Below are 19605 nucleotides of genomic sequence, written 5' to 3'. Positions count from 1 at the left end.
CCTTTTTCTTATCGCACTTTGCGGTTAAAATTATTCACTCCCACTTTTATCATGGTTGTATTTTTAAATATTCGCCCTTAAAATTCTGATTTAATACGGTCATTTCAATCGGAGCTCCGGTGCCATTTGGAATCACTTCTATTGCCGCTTTTCCATTAGCCATTCGAATCGATTCACTTCCGGTAGGTGTTCCTTGATTTTTGATTGTTTTTCCACCTTTCAAACATTGAAAATAGACACTCTCTTCATAATCTAAACAACGCAAATTGTTGTGGTCTATCGCAATAGCGGTTACCAGATAATTTCCATTTTTTAACTTTTCCGAAGACAATTGTAAAGAAACGGCTGCTTCATTTTTAATAAATCGATAGTTTACTTTTATAGTATCCGAGACCGTTTTTCCACTTTTGTTTTTTCCAATGGCAATTAACGTATTTTCTCCCTTTTTGAAAGTAACGTCCCAGGTTAAACCACATGCCGGATAAACCGTGGTATTTCTTTGTTTTTCACCCAGTGATTTTCCGTCGTGAAATAAAGTCACTTTTTCGCAATTGCTAAAAACACTTAAAACTCTTGGCGTATTCTCAGGCCCTTGGCGTTCGGTCCAGGTGTGTGATTCGATGTACGTGAAAGGCTCGTCGCTCCAGTAGCTTTTAAAGACATAATAGGCATCTTTTGGAATTCCGTTTCGGTCTACCAGTCCTTTTTGGTTCATGTATGGGATATCGTCTTCGGGGCGTAATGGTGTTGCAAAGTCCTTAAATGCCCATTGCACATTTCCCACAAACGTTGGATCATTTTCAGAGATATGCAAATGCCAGTCGAATAAATCTACAATGTAATTTTCGCTCCAATCGCCAATTTGAGCAATATTGGCTACTTTGGTTTGCACGATGGCTTCTTCCCATCCTTCCGCTTTTATGATGTTTTCGCCGGTGATCGGGTTTTCGCTGTGACGCCCAACATGACTGTCACCACCATATTCAGCATGAATAAAATGCTTGTATTCTTTTTTGTAAACATCAATCGCTTTTTGGTAACTTTTGTAGCTGCCGGAGTACCAGCCCGACCAGATAGAAGGGGAGAAGACGTCTACAATTTGTGAGCCTTCATAATACTTTCTGATCGCGGTTTTTCTTTTTGGATCAAGTTGATGCGCAATATCATTTAGTTGGGTTAAAAAAGCATTCGTTTTCTCGGTATTGTCTCCATCCGGAAAGTCAGGAAGCCAGTTCATTTCGTTCCCTAAAGACCAAATGATAATACTCGGATGGTTGTAATTCTGTTCGATGATTTCAACCAGCATGTTTTTGGTATTTGTTTTCCAGAGTTCATCTCCAATTCCGCCACGACACCAAGGCAATTCATCCCAAACCAAAAGACCAAGTTCATCACAGGCTTTGTAGATTTCAGGATCTTGCGGGTAATGGGCGAGACGAACAAAATTGGCGCCCATTTTTTTTATGGATTCCATGTCGGCGCGATGTTGTGCATTACTCATGGCAGCGCCAACACCGGCTTGTTCCTCATGTCGGTGTGTGCCACGAATCAGAAGTCTTTTTCCGTTAAGGTAAAAAGCACCGTGATCCTTAAACTCAAACCATCTGAAACCAACTTTTTCGCTAGTGCTGTCTCTGACGGTATTTTTTTCTGAGAGCACAGCGGTGATCGTATATAAATTAGGTTTTTGAGTATCCCACAATTCCGGATTTTTAAGATTCTCAAAGCTTATGTTTACTGTTTTATCGGTAACGGAAATGGTTTTGCCTGCGACTTTTTTTCCTTTTGGATTTTTAAGGATAACACTTAATGAAAGTCCCTTTAGTTCTTGCGGATTTTCTATTGACGCACTAACATTTAAGGACGCTTTTTTGTCCGATACTTCGGGAGTTGTAATTTTCAGATTGGCAATGTTGTTTTTGTATTTAGAAACCAGCCAAACATCCCGCGTAATTCCTCCGTAGATAAAAAAATCACTTTTTTGCGATGGAATAATTTCAATATCATAACTGTTGTCTACACGTACAAAAAGTTCATTATTTCCTTCTTTGATATAATCTGTAATATCGATTGTAAAACCAATATAACCACCAATATGACCGCCTGCTTCTTTGCCGTTTACATATACTTTGGTAGTGACATTGGAGCCTTCGAAATATAAAAAATAACGTCGGTTTTGATCTATTTTTGTGATGTTGAGCATTTTTTGATACCAGCTCACATCCCGTCTGTAACCCGGAATTAAATCGGTTGCATCTTCGCTGTTCCAACTATGCGGTAAACTTATTGGAGCCCAATTGATTGCTTTTTGTGCCTCTTTGAGGTTTGCAGTACCGTTTTCTAAATAAAGCCAATTGTCGTTGAGATTTGTTTTGGTACGATCGGTATTGGTCTGAGCAGAAAGAATGTTACAACCAAAATAAAAAACAAAAAGGAATGTAAAAACAAACTTGTAGCGGTAAGATAATTTTCTCATACGTTATAAGTCTTTTTTTCTTAATACTGCTTCCAGAAAGTAATAATCGGCATAAACGATTGGCTCGTCAATTTCGTCGTGTTTGGGCCAGTTTCCTGTGCTATGACCGAAGATAAAGGGTGCGTTGATTTTAGAGTCTAAAATATATTGATCAGAACTTAAAGTTTGGATTACTTTGTTGGCATAAGTCAAATATGTTTTGTTTTTGGTGTAGCCATAAAGTTCGTATAAAGCTGAGGCCATAATGGTGGCTGCAGAAACATCACGTGCCGCATTTGGAATACCAGGATCGTTAAAATCCCAATACGGAATCCCATCTTCGGGCAGGTTTTTATTCGTCATAAAAAACTTTGCGGTTGCTTCCGCCTGATCGATGTAGGCCTTGTCTTTTGTATAACGATACGACATGGTAAATCCGTAAACCGCCCAGGCCTGACCTCGTGCCCAAGCCGAATCGTCATTGTATCCCTGTAAAGTCGTTTTCTTTTTTACAGCTCCCGTAATGGTGTCGTAAACCACCACATGGTAACAGCTGTTGTCTTTTCTAAATTGATTTTTGAGTGTGGTATTGGCATGTTTGATGGCGATATCCTGATACTTTTTGTTACCGGATAATTTAGTAGCCTCAAAAAGTAATTCCAAATTCATCATATTATCAATGATGACCGGATATTCCCAAATGTCTTTATTGAAATCCCAGGAACGGATCGCACCTACTTTTTCATTAAAACGGGTACATAAGGTTTCAGCTCCTTTGATAATCGTTTTTTTGTATTCCGGATTATTGGTTACTTTTAAACCTTCTCCAAAGGCACAATACACCTTAAATCCCACATCATGAGAACCACGATTTACACTTTCTTTTTTGCTGAATGGTGTCCACTTTTCTGCTTGTTTTTTGTATTCGGAATTGCCTGTTAGTCGATACAATTGCCATAAGTTTCCGGCAAAAAAACCACTGGTCCAATCTCGCGAAGGTACTTTCTTTATGAGATTGGATTCCGGGGTCATGCTGCGTGGCATTGCCATCGAATCTACGGGATATTCCAACATCATTTTATAACGGGTTTCAAGCAGATTACCGGAAGATGCGGTTGCATTAGTCTGAGAATTATTCCCGGATTTGCACGCTGTAAGCAGCCATGCAAACCCAAGAACAAAAAGTATGTGATTAACTTTAGTCATAAGTAAATTTAATATAATGTTTTAATAGCCAGGGTTGTTTGGAGCTAAGTTTGGATTTATCGCTAACTCAGTTCCCGGCAATGCGAACAAATAATCTCTGTTGGAATCAAAATTGGCGTGAGGCTCAAAACCATTTGGACCAAATACTTCAGGGCCATTTTTAAGTCTTTTAATATCGTACCATCTAATGTATTCAAACGCCAGTTCTAATCTTCTTTCATCAACCACCATTTTCCTGAAATCGGTCTTAGATAATCCAGGTGTTACATTTGCAGGAAAAGAAACTTGTCTGCCTGCTTTGTTTCTGGCTCTGGCACGCACTCTGTTTACATAACCATCCGCTTCTGAAGTTCCCGGACTAATTTCGTTTAAAGCCTCAGCAGCCGTCAGCAATACTTCGGCATAACGCATGGTGATGTAGTTGTGTTGGGAAGTTCTTCCGTTAGCACCTGCTTTACCCGGAAAACGATAGTATTTGGCAATATGAGGGCGTGGCGCTTTTTCGTTATCGCTTGAAGGATAAATTTGCAAAGCACCACCCGGGCCTGTTTTTTTTCTGATGATAGTGTCAAAACTTACCGCTCTTCTGTAATCTCTCTGATCCCAGTCGTTAAAAACTTTTAAAGAAGGTACAGCCACAGAAAACCCCTGTCCATAACTATAACTATCATCTTTTAAGGAACCTGTAAAAAAGGCGGTATAGTCCTGACCGTAATTTCCGGAGGTTAAGTTGTTAAAATCAATTGTAAATAATGGCTCTTTTAGTGATGCTGCTTTTGTAGCATTAAATAAATCCTGAAAATCAGCATCCAGGCCTAAACCGAATTTTGCCTCATTGGTAATAACGTATTTGGCTTCATCATAGGCTTTTTGATAATTTCCTAAAGTTAAATACACCGAAGCCAAATAACCTGCTGCAGTTCCTTTTCCGGGAACGGCTTTTACTTTTGGTTTGTCATCCAGCCATTTTTTTGCAAATTCCAAATCCTCAATGATTTTGGCATATACCACTGCTTCTTTGGTTCGGCTTAATTTATCGACCTGTGAAACTTCGTTTACGGCAAAATCGATATACGGAACATCTCCAAAGATGCGAACCAAATGATAGTAAGTAAAAGCTCTTGCGAAATAAGCCTGAGCAACAATAGCGTTTACTTTTGCAGGATCACCGGGCGTTTTTTTAGCGCCTTCGATCGCCTGATTGGCTGCGGCAATGATGATAAACGATTGTGGCCAGAAGTTGGCAACCAGTGCATTGGTGTCGTTCATTCTAAAATCGTTTACATCAATCCTTGCTGCCTGAGTGGTTCGGTCTCCAATATCGGACATATCATCTCTAAGCATCAGGGCAATGGTAAACTCTCTTCCCCAGTAGTTGTTGTGAGCGATATTGGCAAAACTTCCATTTACAGCGGCTTGCAAATCGTCTGTATTATTAAAAAAGTTATCCGGACGAATGATTCCTACGGGATGTTCTTCTAAATCAGAGCATCCGAAGGCGAATATTCCCAGGAAAATAAAAGCGATATATTTTTTCATGATAGTGATGGTATTTGACTAAAATTTTAAATTAAATCCGAACGTAAATGTTCTCACATTTGGGTAACTTCCATATTCCAGACCCAAGTTGGTATTACTTCTGGCATTGGTATCATTCAGATAATTACCCTCCGGATCAGAACCCGGATAGTCGGTAATGGTCCAGATATTTTGCGCACTGATGAAAAAACGGACTTTACTCAGCCCCATTTTCGAAACAATTTTTTCATTTAAGCTGTATCCAAGTGAGATGTTTTTCAAACGGATATAACTTGCATCGTATACAAATCTAGACGTTACTCTTTTGGTTCTCGCTGCATTGGCCGGAACATTGGTGTCGGTGTGCGTCGGAGTCCAGGCATCTAAAACTTCTGTTGTTGCATTATTGTTTCCTGAAGCCAGTTCCATTAAAGTATAATTCAGAATTTGATTCCCTTCTGAACCCTGGAAGAAAATATTTAAGTCTAAATTTTTATAGGTGAAATCATTGTTTAAACCGAAGATGAAGTTCGGATTTGGATTTCCGATAATGGTCTTGTCATTCGAATCTAATTTTCCGTCACCGTTTACATCTTTGAATTTTTCTCCACCCGGAGCCGTTTCAAAATTCCCCGGAAGTACGGTTTCTCCCTGTTGAATCACACCATCATAAACAAATCCGAAGAAGGAACCAACCGGCTGTCCAACTCTCAAAATCTGAGATTCCGTTGCAAGGAAATGCCCTGGTGTCGAGTTGATAAGAAGGTCTTTGTTATCGGCTAATTTCAATACTTTATTTTTGTTGGATGAAATATTAAAACTGGTCGACCAGGTAAAATCGGCTCCGATAAAGTTTTTAGAGTTAATTCCCAATTCCCAACCTTTATTCTCTAGTTCTCCAACATTCTGAAGTTGCGAGGCAATTCCTGAAACTCCCGGTAAAGGTCTGTTGAACAGCAAGTCTTTGGTAATCGTTTTATAATAATCGGCGGTTAAACTTATACGATTATCAAACAAACCTAAATCGATCCCGTAATCTTGTTGATAGGAGGTTTCCCATTTTAAGTTTGGATTGTCCAATGATGTTAATTGAACTGCATTTACAATTACGTCACCACTCACATCATATATCTCAGAGAATCTGGACAGCGTAGAATAAGCACCAATGGAAGGATTTCCTGTAGCACCATAACTGGCTCTTAGCTTAAGATTAGAAATCGTTTTATTGTCTTTTAAGAACTGTTCTTTAGCGATGTTCCAGCCAATGGCTCCCGATGGGAAAGTTCCATATTTATAGTTTTTACTGAAACTCGATGAACCGTCACGTCTGGCCGTAAACGTTAGTAAGTATTTATCGTCGTAATCAAAGTTTAGCCTTCCGAAAGCCGAGATCAACTCGGTTTCTGATAAAGAAGAATCCGGTTTTAAGAAGACCGTTCCGGCGCCTAAATTATGATAGGAATTGGTATTGGTCAAAAATCCTCTTGAGGCTGCAAAAGAAGTTTCGTTTTTATTTTTCTGATAGGAGTACCCTCCAAGAACAGTCAGGATTCCTTTTGTGATAATCTCTTTTTTGTATGTCAGATAATTTTCGGTCAGGAAAGAGGAATTTCGGTTGTTGCTTACAGAAGCTTCTCCTTTGATATTTTTCCCTGCAATTAAAGTGGACGGAATAAATCTTCCGGTTTGAGAGTTGGAATCCGATAAACCTAAAGTGGTTTTAAATTCGAGGTCAGGTGTGATTTTATAAGTGGCGAAGAAATTATTTCTGCTTACTACAGAAACGGTTTCTAAAACATTTTCCATTGCTGTTGCATACGGATTGTCAATATCATCCCCAATAGGAGCAGTAGAAGTATAGCTTCCGTCGGGCTTGTAGATGCCTTGATCCGGCATAAAACGGTAAGCGGCAGCAATTACACCGGCAGCTCCGGTTCCGCCTGCACCGGTTTGAGAAATAATTCCTTCTTTATTTTGTTTGCTTTGAAAGGTATTCAAACCTACTTTAAATCGGTCGCTTAAATCGGCTTCTAAATTGCTTACAATCGAATACTTATCAATTCCGGAATTAATTACAACGCCATTTTGATTGAAATAATTTCCTGAAACATAATACCTTACTTTTTCCGATCCTCCGGAAAAAGACAATTGGTTATTCGAAATCATCCCGTCACGATAAATGACATCCTGCCAGTCTGTGTTTGCTGGTCCTGCTGTATGTGTAGTAAAACTTTTTCGGTACGCCACAAACTGATCGGCATTTAATAAATCCAATTTGTTATTGACAGATTGTACGGAAGTTGAATTACTGAATTCAATAACCGGTTTTCCCGGTTTTCCTTTTTTGGTGGTAACAATAATAACCCCGTTAGATCCCCTTGATCCGTAAATAGCAGTTGCTGAGGCATCTTTTAATACTTCAATAGAGGCGATGTCCTGAGGTGCAGGCATAGAAACCCCTGCAAAACCATCCACCACAACAAGCGCGTCTCCACTGGCATTAATCGAAGTACCTCCACGAACTCTGATTTTTATCGGAGCGCCCGGTTCACCACCATTATTGGATTGTACAGAAACCCCCGCTGCACGCCCTTGTAAAGCTTGTTCGGCATTTAATAAGGGATAGGCAGTTAATTCTTTTGCCGTTACAGAAGATACAGAACCTGTAATGTCGCTCTTTTTGCGGGTTCCGTAACCGATCACAATTACTTCATCCAGATTTTTGGTATCGGGTTTTAGACTAATATTGACAACGGTTTTATTGCCGACCGGAATTTCGACCGACTGATATCCTATAAAGTTGAAAACAAGTACAGCATTTTTTTCTGAAACAAAAACAGCATAATTCCCATCCATATCGGCAGTGGCTCCTACAGAAGATCCCTTGATATATACATTAGCACCAGGAAGCCCGAGTAAGTCTTCACTGGAAGTAACTTTTCCGGTGACTTTTCTCTCCTGTGCATTCACAATAGTAATTCCCAGTAAAAAGAGTACCAGGAAACACCATTTAAACGACTTAATTTTTTGGTTTGTAAACATTCATTTTTTGGTTTAAAGGTTAATGTTAGCTAAAATAAAAAAGCAATAAACTCATTCCTATTATCAGCATCATGAAGAGAATTTGGAGTAATATGAATTTTGTTTTTTTGACTTTCATACCACAAATGTATTAGGCACAAGCGATATAGAAGTACAAAAAAGGGTATCTAAAAATACAGACACCCTTTTTTAAGCCCTGAAAATAAAGGACTTTTTAAAATACGGACAACGGTTTAGAAAATTTGTCAGCAAATTGTGACGGAGTTTTTCCATATCTTTTTTGAAAACATTTGCTAAAGTATTTGGGGTTGTTAAAACCTACCTTATAACTGACTTCAGAAACGTTTAGTTTGTTTTGTTCCAACAATTGGGCGGCTCGTTTTAATCTTATTTCATGAATGAATTCATTTGGCGTGAAGTTCGTCCAAGCTTTTACTTTTAGAAATAACATCGTGCGACTTACCCCTAGTTCGGAGCAGAAAAAAGGAATGTCAAATTGCTCGTTGGAGATATTGTCTTCTACAATACGGAAGGCTTTTTTTAATAATGCTTCGTCTATGGAAGATACCGTTATTTCTGCCGGAACAAAATTGTCTTCGCTTGAGAATTTTGCTTTTAATCGTTCCGTTGAATGGAGCAGATTTTTAATACGGAGTTTAAATTCAATTAAATTAAAAGGTTTACTGATATAATCATCAGCGCCACTTTCCAATCCTTCAAATTTGTAAACCAAAGAAGATCGTGAAGTCAGTAATATTACAGGAATATGACTGGTTTTCAGGTTTTCTTTTATTTTGGAACAAAGCTCGGTACCAACCATTTCGGGCATAATAACATCACTGATAATTAAATTGGGTACATATTGAATGGCTTTTTCTAAGGCCGTTTTTCCGTTGTCGGCAACCAGAATGTTATACTCTTTTTTAAGCAGGTTTTTCATGAAGTCTCTCAGCACTTTATGGTCTTCCACAAGTAGTATCGTTTGTTTTTCGGCATTCACTACATAATCGTCAATGTCTTCCGGTTCTGTTGTTTCATTAGGAACTAGTTGTGCTGTATACTGTTCAATAGCATCACTGATTCTAAAATCCTTAATGATTTCTTCTGGTCGAAGATGTTCTTTCCCTAATGGAAGTGTGACCGTAAAAATGACACCTTCCGTTTTTTTGTTGACCACATTTATGGTTCCTTTATGAAGTTTTACAATGTTTTTTACAATCGACAATCCAATTCCGGTGCCTTTATTGTAATTTTTTTGAACGTTGTTGTGGGTCGGAATTTCAAAAAATAAATCAAAAATTTTGTCAATATGCTCTTGGGCAATTCCAACTCCCGAATCTTCTACCGCAATGAATAAGTTTTCTGCGTTCTGACTTATTTTGATTGCAATAACACCTCCTTTTGGCGTATATCTAAAGGCATTTGAAATCAAATTATAAAAAACACGCTCTAATTTGTAGCAATCAAAATACACCTGAATTTCCTCGTGTGAAGATTCGAAAGTGTACTGGTAGCCGCCATCTTTGGCATATTCTATAAAAGACAGAAAGATCTCTTTAGTAAATTTCACAATATTTCCATTGGCAGATTCTAAGGTGACCTGATGGCTTTCTAGTTTTCTGAAATCCATTAATCGGTTAATCAGACTCAAAAGATGATTGGCACTTCCTTCTATAACCAACAGTTTTTTGTACATTTCGTTGGTTCCGTTATAGTCCGCCAATATTTGTTGCAAGGGACCAAGAATCAAGGTCAGCGGTGTTCTGAATTCGTGCGAAATGTTCGTAAAGAAATCCAGTTTGATGCGATTGTTTTCTTCAATGCGTTTGGTTTCCAGATATTCTGATTCCAGTTTTTGTTTTAATGTGGCTTTTGATTTAATGATCCACATCAATCCATATAATCCCAGACCAATTGTTATTCCATACAATAAAAAAGCCCAAATACTTCGCCATGGTGCAGGATTTACAGTGACGGTAAGTGTAGTGGGAGTGCTGTTCCAGACCCCGTCATTGTTGGCACCTCTTACTTCAAAAACATAAGTTCCCGGGTTTTGAATGGCAAATATGGCCTCGGTATTTTTGGTTGTCGTCCAGTTGTTTTCCAGACCAATTAAGCGGTAACTGTACTGATTGTTTTTTGATCGGATGTAATTTGGAATGGCATAACTGATAGAAAAATTAGCCTTGTCATAGTCGAGCGTTATGTTTTTGGTGTAACTGATGCCTTTCTCTAAAATTTCCGGTGTGTCATTTGGATTTATCGTTTTATTTTTAATTTTCAGACTTGTAATTAAAACCTGTGGCGAATATCGGTTCAGGACAATTTTTTTGGCATCAAAAAACGTAGCACCGGATGGGCTTCCAAAATAAAATTGAGTGGCGTCCAGTTTTAAGGCCGAATTATCATTGAATTCATTACTTGCCAAACCATCTTTTTGATCATATAAAGCAACCGTTTTTTGAGTGGTACTGTATTTTAAAATTCCCTGATTCGTGCTGACCCATAGGTTTTTGTCACCATCTTCTAAGATCGAATGTATCGAAGTAATTACAGTGTTTCCGACTTTTAGATTGATTTTCTGAAATCTTTTTCCATCAAAATAATGCAGTCCTTTTGCTTTTGTGCCTACCCATATTTTGTTCTGACTGTCCTGATATAGTGTGAGTATATCATCTCCCGACAAAGAAGGTTTATCAAAAAAGTAATGTTGTATAGAATAATGATTGGGTTTGAAATTGTTCAAGGAGATGCAATTAAGTCCATTTTGAGTTCCGACCCAAAGTCTCTTTTTTTGATCAATTAGAAGAGTTCGGATAATGTTGTTTGTTAGAAAATTGGCTTTTGTATTATCGTTTCCTACAAGGACAAAGGTTTTGTCAATAGAATTGTATCGAATCAAGCCCTTCCCAAAAGTTCCGATCCAAACGATTCCGTTGGCTTCCGTTTTAATAGAATAGACACCGGTTTCTTTTACTAATGCGCTTAATTCCGAACTGATGCGGTTGTCTTCAATTCTTTTTGAAAGGGTATTGTAAGCCGATAAACCTTTAGAAAATGTACCAATCCACAAGATATTATCGGGAGAAAGCGACATCGATTTGATATCATTTTTATTGCTTTGTCCAGTACTGCTATTGATATAACTTGTTGCCGATGTATTTGGGTTGTAAATGGTTATTCCACCGCCTTCCGTGCCAAAGTAGATATTTTTGTTTTTATCGGTGATGATCGAACTGATGACATCAAAACTCATTGGGATTTTTTTTGAATTCTGATTGTAATTCGAAAAATTGACATTAGATACATCCCAGATGTTTACGCCTTTGTAATAACAGCCGATCCAAACAGAACCTTTTTTATCGATAAAAACTGATTTTACTTTGTCAATCCCGTTGCTATTATTACTGTTATTGATTTTTTGGAGACTTTTATCTTTGCCGTAAATGTAGATTCCGTCATAAGCGCCAATCCATAACGAACCTTGATTGTCAATGGCTAATGAACGAATGTCTGCGTTTATTTCTTTGTATTTTTCATTCGGCAAAAAAGAAACAAATTGACGCGTTTTTATATCGAGTTTTAAAAGCGCTTTGTTTTTGGTACCGATCCATAAATCACCTTGCGCGTCTTCTGCAATGGTTTGAACATTAAGTAAATCAGTAGTGTTTAGTGGATAATTCTTAAAGGTTAGTTTTCCGTTATTTCTGCTTGTAAGTCGGCATAAACCTTTTGTTGTGCCAATCCAGATTTCTTGCTTTTTGGTTTTTATAATAGTCAGAATATTATTGCTTGGCAAAGTTGAGGTATCGGTATCTGAATGGAAAACAGAAGTAAACAGCTTGTTTTTTTTATTGAAAATACTCAAGCCTTTTGAGGTTCCAAACCAAAGCTCATTGCCAATTTCTTTGATACACCAGACAGCATTACTACTAATGGTGTGGTTGGTATTGGAGTGCAAATACCTCTTGAAAGTATTAGAAACAGGATCGTAACAGTTGAGTCCGTTGTAAGTTCCGACCCATATTTTTCCCGAATTGTCTTCATCAATCGCCAGAATATCATTGTTGCTGATCGTTGCTTTGTCAGAAATGTCATTTCTAAAAATGGTAAACTTGCTTCCGTCGTATTTATTGAGTCCGTCCCGCGTACCAAACCACATTTGCCCTAATTTATCCTGATGTATGGCAATGACAGAACTTTGCGAAAGACCATCGGTTGTCGAGATATTTTTAAGACGGTATTTATTTTGAGAAAACACATTTCCCGTGATGAGGACTAAAACTAGAAGAGCTATTTTTTTTTTCATAGCATTCGAATTATATTGTGAAAATAGAGGGGGGGGGGAGCCACAAAGGCGCTAAGGCGCAAAGTTTTTGTTTGATCGAATTATTTTATATTCTTTGCTCTTTGCTTTTTACTCTTTACTCTTTGTGATTTAACGTGATTGTAAATGATACAGCTTTACCTAAACTTATTTTAATCGTTTTTTCAATTGATAATCATATAAGGAAGGTACTTTCTCCATAGATTCGTTTAGAAATTCAATGTAGGGCTCGGGTTCGTATTTTACTTCGAATTTTGTATTTCCGTTTACTCCTATAATTCTGGCGAAAGGGCCGTCTTTCATGCCGTAAAGTAAAACCGGTTTGGTATGTTCTTCGGGATTTGAAACCTGTACATTCAGATTCCAAAAAGTACTGTAGGGACCGTGTGAAGGTTTCCAATAGTCGGCACCGCCACCGCCAAATAAGGCATAACTGTTGGTGTTATCCGGAGTTAAATGAACCGTTATATGATCGAATAAATTCTGATGATTGGCACCCGAGTGCTGATCCAAAAGCGGATCTGCAAAAACCTCGCAATTCTGATACACATTTTTAGTAGCAAATGTGTTGAAACTTAAAGGATGAACGGCTTTATTGTACACCTTTAGATTCTTTACTAAAACATTATGTACACCTCCTAAAGTAACGGTATAATGTGCCATATGATTTCCGTCGGTTACGATATCTTGTATGGTGACATTGGCGATTTCTTCTGCCAAAATTCCGCTGTCTGCATTGGTTATGGTCACATCTTTGACCCAACTGTTAAAAACACGGGTTAGAAAAACACCATTATTTCCCGGTTCAACATGATGTGCTACTCTCGGAATATCCGGAAATGTAAAACGAAGATGTTCAATCCCGACTTCGTTTAAATGTTTCCATTCTACCAATTGTGCCTGATAACTGGGTTTGATGCCAATAGTCAAAGGTGTTTTTAGAGTAATTTTAGAACCTGAAATTTTAGTAATTTCTACTTGTTGTCTTACGATGGGTAATTTTGGAAATTTCCAATGGTGTGAACCCGGTTTTACAGGAGCACCTTGGTATAAATCTTTAATAATTTCGCCATTTTCGCCGTCCTTATTAAATAATTGTAATTCTACGACAGCGCCAACTTTCAACCCGTTTAAGTCCGAAACGGTTATGGTATGCTCGCCCATAGTACCACTGCTGACTTTAGCCAGAACAATTGGAGTGGGTTCGTATTTATCAAGATAGGATTTTACGCGTTCATTTGGAATTTGTGTCCAGATAAAACCTCCGGACCAGGCGTATTGCGAAAAAGCCAAGTCGATATTGTTTTCGTTCTCCCGCTGTCTTTTGTCAAAAGTAGTCAGGTATTCCCTTAATTCGGCTAATGATTCAGGGTCTTTTAAGTACATCATTGGTCTCGGACAATAAAACTCTGTTCCGTTTTTGCCCGATCCTGTGCCGCGAAGTACAAAATTGCTTCTTTCGAGGTATAAAATGGTGCTTAAAATGATTCTTCCTGCGGGTAATTGCAAAATGACATTTCCTTCTATTGCATTGGCGGCTTTTATTGCTTTTAATAAAGCTTTCGAATCGTCTAATTCATCATTTGCTTTTACACCAAAATCGACCGCATTGATTATTTTTCCTTGAACTTCAGGTAAGTTTGTTTCTCCAAAATGATAGCCTGCATAACTAAAATCGGGTAGGTAAGTGGTTACTGATTTTTGTTGTGTGTTTAGGATTTTGGGTAACTGCTGGCTAATTGCGTTTAGGGGTATAAGTAGCGTACTTATAAAAATACCATAATAGTTCCAGCGGTTTTTTTTGGTTAATTGGTTTTTGAAAGTCATGATAGTTAGTAGTTTGCAATGTTTTTTTGTGATGAGTTTGGGGTGGTTAGTTCTCAAACTTTTTTTATAATGCCACAGATTCAAGTGATTCAAATGATTTGAAGAGAGGTGGTTTTTTTCACGCAGATTTGGCAGATTTGGCAGATTTTTTTTTCATTTCTTTGCTAGAATCTGCTGAATCTACGTGCTATTTTATTATTTCCTGTTTTAAACACATTCTACAAAATTTAAAGCAGATTTTTTTATCGCTTTTACGAGAATCCGCCAAATCTGCCAGATCTGCGTGCTATTTTATTATTTCCTGTTTTAAAGACATTCTACAAAAGTTAAAGCAGATTTTTTTGATTGCTTTCGCGAGAATCCGCCAAATCCGCCAGATCTGCGTGCTATTTTATTATTTCCTGTTTTAAAAACATTCTACAAAAGTTAAAGCAGATTTTTTTGATTGCTTTCGCGAGAATCCGCCGAATCTGCTAAATCTGCGTGCTATTTTATTATTCCCTGTTTTAAAGACATTCTACAAAAGTTAAAGCAGATTTTTTTATTGCTTTTGCGAGAATCCGCCAAATCTGCCAGATCTGCGTGCTATTTTATTATTTCCTGTTTTAAAGACATTCAACAAAAGTTAAAGCAGATTTTTTTGATTGCTTTTGCGAGAATCCGCCAAATCTGCGTGCTATTTTAATATTTCCTGTTTTAAAGACATTCAACAAAAGTTAAAGCAGATTTTTTTGATTGCTTTCGCGAGAATCCGCCAAATCTGCCAGATCTGCGTGCTATCTTACTATTTCCGGTTTTATAGACATTCTTTTTTAAACAATTGATTTTTTAATCCCCATTTCAAGCCCTCTTAATTCGGCTAAACCTCTTAAACGACCGATCGCGGAATATCCGGGATTTGTTTTTTTATTTAAATCATCGAGCATTTGATGACCGTGATCTGGACGCATTGGTAAAGTACTTCCGTTTCGTTTCTCGACTTCCAGAATCGCTTTTACTACTTCATACATATCGACATCACCCTCTAAATGATTGGCTTCAAAAAAACGGTCTTCTTCCTCTCTTTTTGTACTTCTTAGGTGTATAAAATTCATCTTATCACCATGACGTTGCACCATTCCGGGCAAATCATTGTCAGCTCTTACGCCATATGAACCGGTACACATCGTAAAACCATTTGATTTGGAATCAATGGCACCCATTAATTCAATTAAATCCTCTTCGGTGCTTACAATTCGTGGTAAGCCTAAAATCGGGAAGGGTGGATCATCCGGATGAATGGCCATTAAAACACCTGCTTTTTCAGCTACGGGAATGATTTCTCTCAAAAAGAAAAAGAGATTTTCCTTTAATTTTTGTCTGTCAATATGATTATAGCCTTTTAAAGTCAGTAGGAAATCCTCAACCGTATAGGCTTCTTCCGCCCCTGGAAGTCCGGCAAGAATGTTTTGTTGCAGTTTTAGTTTATCGACCTCCGTCAATAATTCGAAGTATTTGGTCGCTTTTTTAATTTGTGCCTCCGTATAGGTGGCTTCTGCTCCGGGTCTTTTCAAAATAAACAATTCAAAAGCCGCAAATGTAATACCATCAAAAAGCAAGGCTTTTGAACCATCCGGCATTTCATAAGACAAGTCCGTTCTTGACCAGTCTAAAACCGGCATGAAATTGTAGCAAACACATTTTATTCCGCATAAAGCCAAATTGCGAATGCTTTCTTTATAATTTTCAATATACTCTAAGTATTTTCCGGTTTGTTTTTTAATGTCTTCATGGACCGGAATACTTTCTACAACTGACCAAATCAAACCGGAGGCTTCCTTTTTTGGATCCCCATTTTTATGTTCAATTTCGACTTTTCGTTTGAGTATTTCGTTGATTGGCCATATCTCTCCATTGGGAATATGGTGTAATGCGGTTACAATTCCAGTTGCTCCGGTTTGTAAAATATCTTGTAAAGAAACCGGGTCTTGTGGTCCGAACCATCGTAACGTTTGTTCCATTTAATATAGTATTTGGTAGTTGTTTTTAAATGCTGGAAGCGGCAAAACCTCCGTCGACTTTTAAGATTGTTCCTGTTACAAATTTTGACATGTCGCTGCATAAAAACAGTAGTGCTCCGTCAATATCATCCGGTGTTCCAAATCTTCCCATGGGAGTGTGGTCAATAATTTTTTCACCTCTTGGAGTTAACTTTCCATCCGGTGTCAACAATAGCGCGCGATTTTGTTCCCCGATAAAAAAGCCCGGTGAAATAGCATTAACCCGAATGCCTTCTCCATATTTTGAAGCCAATTCAACCGACATCCATTGTGTGAAATTGTCTATTGCTGCTTTTGAAGCGGAGTATCCCACAACTCTTGTCAAAGGTCTTTGTGCCGATGCCGATGAGATGTTGATAATGATTCCCTCTTTTTGTTTAGCAAAAAGGGTTGAGAACACTTGCGAAGGAAGCATTGTTCCGATAATATTCAGATCAATAACTTTTTGCAAATCTTCGGTTTTCAGATCATAAATTGCTTGATCGGGGCTGATGGTGGCTCCAGGCATATTTCCTCCGGCTGCATTGATGAGAATATCCAAGCGACCGTATTTTTCAACAATAAAATCTTTTGCTTTTTCGAGTTCTTCTTTGTTTAAAACATTGGCCTGAATGGCAAAAGCCGTTCCGCCATTGTCCGTAATTGCTGCGGCAGTTTTAGTTGCTTTTTCAATAGATTGTGATACGATTCCTGTGATAACGCCTTGTTTGGCGAGTACTTTTGCCATATTGCTTCCAAGTACGCCCGCACCACCTGTAATAAGTGCAATTTTGCCTTTTAGATTAAATATTGAATCCATATTGAGTTAGTGCTATTTGTTTCTTACGGTTTCAATCAAAGACAAAACTCTTACGGTTTCCTTTTCGATGGTGTCATAAGCTTCGTGTTCCATTACTTTTTTACTGATTAGTTTGCTTCCCATTCCAACAGCGGAAACTCCTGCAGTGAACCAGCTTTGTATACTTTGCAAAGTGGTTTCTACGCCTCCTGTTGGCATAAAAATTAAAGAAGGGAAAATGTCTTTTATACCACTTAAAAAGTCAGGGCCTAAAATGTTCCCCGGAAAGAGTTTAATAAATTTGACTCCGGCATTTTCGGCTGTAATAATTTCGGTTGGCGTCATACAACCCGGAGCGTATAGAATGTTTTTACTTTTTAAGAAATCAGAAACTTCGGCAACGAAACCCGGGCTTACAAAAAAGTCAGCTCCAATCGTATAAAATTCTTCTGCCTGCTGTATATTCTTTATGGTACCGATTCCCAATAACATTTCGGGCATCTCAGCATTTCGGACTTCAATCATTTTTTTGAAATTGGATGCTGCTTCCGGACCTCTGTTGGTATACTCAACGGCTTTGATTCCGGATTTATAAAGGACTCTTAGTATCTCAATACTTTTATTTTCATCGGTATTGAAATACAAAGGCAGAATTCCTTGTTTTACAATAACATCAATTGAATTTTGAATGGTACTCATAGCTTATATTTTTACTTTAAAAACAACTTTTTTTATTACTCCCTCACCAATCATTGCAGCGTGTACGTCTTCGGGAAATAAGATCGCAAACTGTTTTTCCTGCAATTCAAAAAACATATCCGGAGCATCATGAAAAAAACGAACATCTCGCTCGTCATTATAACCTCCATTTGGATTGAGACATTTTTCTCTGGGTTTCCAAGCAAAAGTCTCAGGACCTTTTATCGAAATCTGAATGTCAATATTTTGATCGTGGCATTCAAAACCTTTGATACTTTCTTCGCGGCTACTTCCTTCACCGATAATTACAATTAATTTTAAACCCGCCGCAATATCGAAAGTTCCTGCTTCTAATTTTGACAGGTCATTTTGATTTACATAGTCAAATGCTTTCTTGAAATTGGGGTGTAAAGCGTAATATTTTGTTGCATTTTGTAATGAATCTATTATCATCGTTTCGGTTTTATATTTTATGAAATAGTTAGTTGCTGACCTGAAAAAGCGGAACAATTTTTTAGTACTGTTCATGCTTCATTCTGTGTTGTTTGAAAATTCCGTGTACGCACACGTATTTTTACAAATGTATATAAAAACTTAACAAAAACAATTTATCTTTGATAAAAAAAATTAATTTTACACACTTACTGTATTATTTTAACTTAAAAGCAATCACTATTATAACAATTAAAAAAATAGCAGAACTAGCCAATGTTTCACCGGGAACTGTTGATCGAATTATCCATAACCGCGGACAGGTGACTCAGGATAATGTTGATAGAGTAAACGCTATAATAGAAGAATACGGTTACAAGCGAAATATCCTGGCGAGTAATTTGGCATTGAATAAGAAGTTTCATTTCGCAGTTTTTTTGCCTAAATACGAAGATTTAGAATATTGGAAGAGTCAGATTATCGGTATTGAAAAAGCAGCGGTTGAATTTGGAAAATTCGGAGTCGTGCTGGATTATTTTTTCTACGATTTTAATACAGCATCTTTTAAAGAAGCGGTGAAAAAAGTACTCAACTTTGAATGTGATGGCCTGTTGTTTGCCCCAATATTTTACGAAGAATCCATTCGGTTTTTAGATAAGTACAAAAAAAAGAACATTTCTGTTGTATTAATTGACTCTGATATCAACACCAATCAGCAACATGCTTATGTAGGGCAGGATGCTTTTCAGAGTGGTTATCTGGCAGGAAGGTTAATTAGTTTTGCTGTGAAAAACGAAAGGCAGATATTGATCTTTAAGATCACAAGAGAAATCGAAAGCACTTCGGTTTATCTGCAACGCATCGATGGATTTTATTCTTTCTTTAAGGATCATGGTGAACTTACCAATTTTAAGTTTTCGGAAGTTACCATTAAAGACTCCGGAATCGATCAGTTAAATATGGATATGTTTTTGGGAGTTCACAGTGTTTTTGTGCCTAATTCCAGAGCGTATATTGTGGCTCGATTTTTAGAGAAAAACAATATTAAAGGCGTTCGTATCATTGGTTATGATTTATTGGAAGAAAATATAGAATACCTAAATAAGGGAATAATTGACTTTTTAATTAACCAAAGACCCGAGGAGCAGGGCTATATGGGGATCAGTCATCTGTACAAAAAAATGGTCTTGCAGGAGACAGTAGAAGACACGCATTATATTCCGTTGGAAATTATCTTAAAAGAGAATTATTTTCCGGTTAAAAAGTAATTTAAACCTGACAG

Annotated in this window: 11 protein-coding genes; 1 reads left to right on the top strand and 10 read right to left on the bottom strand. The window is 37.6% G+C overall.

The genetic code is table 11. The features are described from left to right. Positions 1 to 49: 49 nt before the first annotated feature. The 10 genes from ACHRV5_RS16900 to ACHRV5_RS16855 form a co-directional block, all read right to left on the bottom strand. Complete coding sequence (locus ACHRV5_RS16900; RefSeq protein WP_395427525.1) at positions 50 to 2476, bottom strand: glycoside hydrolase family 2 TIM barrel-domain containing protein; 2427 nt, start codon at positions 2474 to 2476, stop codon at positions 50 to 52. A gap of 3 nt (positions 2477 to 2479) precedes the next feature. Then, on the bottom strand, positions 2480 to 3661 hold the full coding sequence (locus ACHRV5_RS16895; RefSeq protein ID WP_395427524.1) for a glycoside hydrolase family 88 protein: 1182 nt from the start codon (positions 3659 to 3661) through the stop codon (positions 2480 to 2482). 21 nt (positions 3662 to 3682) lie between these two features. Next, a complete protein-coding gene (locus ACHRV5_RS16890) occupies positions 3683 to 5200 on the bottom strand; it encodes a RagB/SusD family nutrient uptake outer membrane protein (RefSeq protein WP_395427523.1) in 1518 nt (505 codons plus the stop codon). 18 nt (positions 5201 to 5218) lie between these two features. Continuing rightward, entirely contained in the window at positions 5219 to 8221 is a 3003-nt protein-coding gene (locus tag ACHRV5_RS16885) for a TonB-dependent receptor (protein ID WP_047777287.1), read from the bottom strand. Between the two features lie 214 nt (positions 8222 to 8435). Then, a complete protein-coding gene (locus ACHRV5_RS16880) occupies positions 8436 to 12530 on the bottom strand; it encodes a two-component regulator propeller domain-containing protein (protein WP_395427522.1) in 4095 nt (1364 codons plus the stop codon). Between the two features lie 165 nt (positions 12531 to 12695). Next, positions 12696 to 14375: a hypothetical protein gene (locus ACHRV5_RS16875; RefSeq protein ID WP_395427521.1), complete on the bottom strand. Its 1680-nt coding sequence runs from the start codon at positions 14373 to 14375 to the stop codon at positions 12696 to 12698. Positions 14376 to 15187: 812 nt separating this feature from the next. Then, on the bottom strand, positions 15188 to 16375 hold the full coding sequence (uxuA, locus tag ACHRV5_RS16870; RefSeq protein ID WP_395427520.1) for a mannonate dehydratase: 1188 nt from the start codon (positions 16373 to 16375) through the stop codon (positions 15188 to 15190). 25 nt (positions 16376 to 16400) lie between these two features. After that, on the bottom strand, positions 16401 to 17213 hold the full coding sequence (locus ACHRV5_RS16865) for an SDR family oxidoreductase (RefSeq protein WP_230002274.1): 813 nt from the start codon (positions 17211 to 17213) through the stop codon (positions 16401 to 16403). A 12-nt stretch (positions 17214 to 17225) separates the two neighbouring features. Then, a complete protein-coding gene (locus ACHRV5_RS16860) occupies positions 17226 to 17891 on the bottom strand; it encodes a bifunctional 4-hydroxy-2-oxoglutarate aldolase/2-dehydro-3-deoxy-phosphogluconate aldolase (protein ID WP_395427519.1) in 666 nt (221 codons plus the stop codon). Positions 17892 to 17894: 3 nt separating this feature from the next. After that, a complete protein-coding gene (locus ACHRV5_RS16855; protein ID WP_395427518.1) occupies positions 17895 to 18344 on the bottom strand; it encodes a YhcH/YjgK/YiaL family protein in 450 nt (149 codons plus the stop codon). Between the two features lie 161 nt (positions 18345 to 18505). Here ACHRV5_RS16855 and ACHRV5_RS16850 point away from each other — a divergent pair, with 161 nt between their 5' ends. Then, entirely contained in the window at positions 18506 to 19591 is a 1086-nt protein-coding gene (locus ACHRV5_RS16850) for a LacI family DNA-binding transcriptional regulator (RefSeq protein WP_395427517.1), read from the top strand. The last annotated feature ends 14 nt before the right edge of the window (positions 19592 to 19605 follow it).

The organism is Flavobacterium sp. FlaQc-52 (assembly GCF_044007495.1).
Classification (GTDB): Bacteria; Bacteroidota; Bacteroidia; order Flavobacteriales; family Flavobacteriaceae; genus Flavobacterium; species Flavobacterium cupriresistens.
This window is presented reverse-complemented; position numbering and strand designations above follow the sequence as displayed.

Coding starts and splice junctions, on each gene's coding strand:
- ACHRV5_RS16900 (WP_395427525.1), bottom strand. CDS start 2,476: ATGAGAAAATTATCTTACCGCTACAAGTTTGTTTTTACATTCCTTTTT.
- ACHRV5_RS16895 (WP_395427524.1), bottom strand. CDS start 3,661: ATGACTAAAGTTAATCACATACTTTTTGTTCTTGGGTTTGCATGGCTG.
- ACHRV5_RS16890 (WP_395427523.1), bottom strand. CDS start 5,200: ATGAAAAAATATATCGCTTTTATTTTCCTGGGAATATTCGCCTTCGGA.
- ACHRV5_RS16885 (WP_047777287.1), bottom strand. CDS start 8,221: ATGTTTACAAACCAAAAAATTAAGTCGTTTAAATGGTGTTTCCTGGTA.
- ACHRV5_RS16880 (WP_395427522.1), bottom strand. CDS start 12,530: ATGAAAAAAAAAATAGCTCTTCTAGTTTTAGTCCTCATCACGGGAAAT.
- ACHRV5_RS16875 (WP_395427521.1), bottom strand. CDS start 14,375: ATGACTTTCAAAAACCAATTAACCAAAAAAAACCGCTGGAACTATTAT.
- uxuA (WP_395427520.1), bottom strand. CDS start 16,375: ATGGAACAAACGTTACGATGGTTCGGACCACAAGACCCGGTTTCTTTA.
- ACHRV5_RS16865 (WP_230002274.1), bottom strand. CDS start 17,213: ATGGATTCAATATTTAATCTAAAAGGCAAAATTGCACTTATTACAGGT.
- ACHRV5_RS16860 (WP_395427519.1), bottom strand. CDS start 17,891: ATGAGTACCATTCAAAATTCAATTGATGTTATTGTAAAACAAGGAATT.
- ACHRV5_RS16855 (WP_395427518.1), bottom strand. CDS start 18,344: ATGATAATAGATTCATTACAAAATGCAACAAAATATTACGCTTTACAC.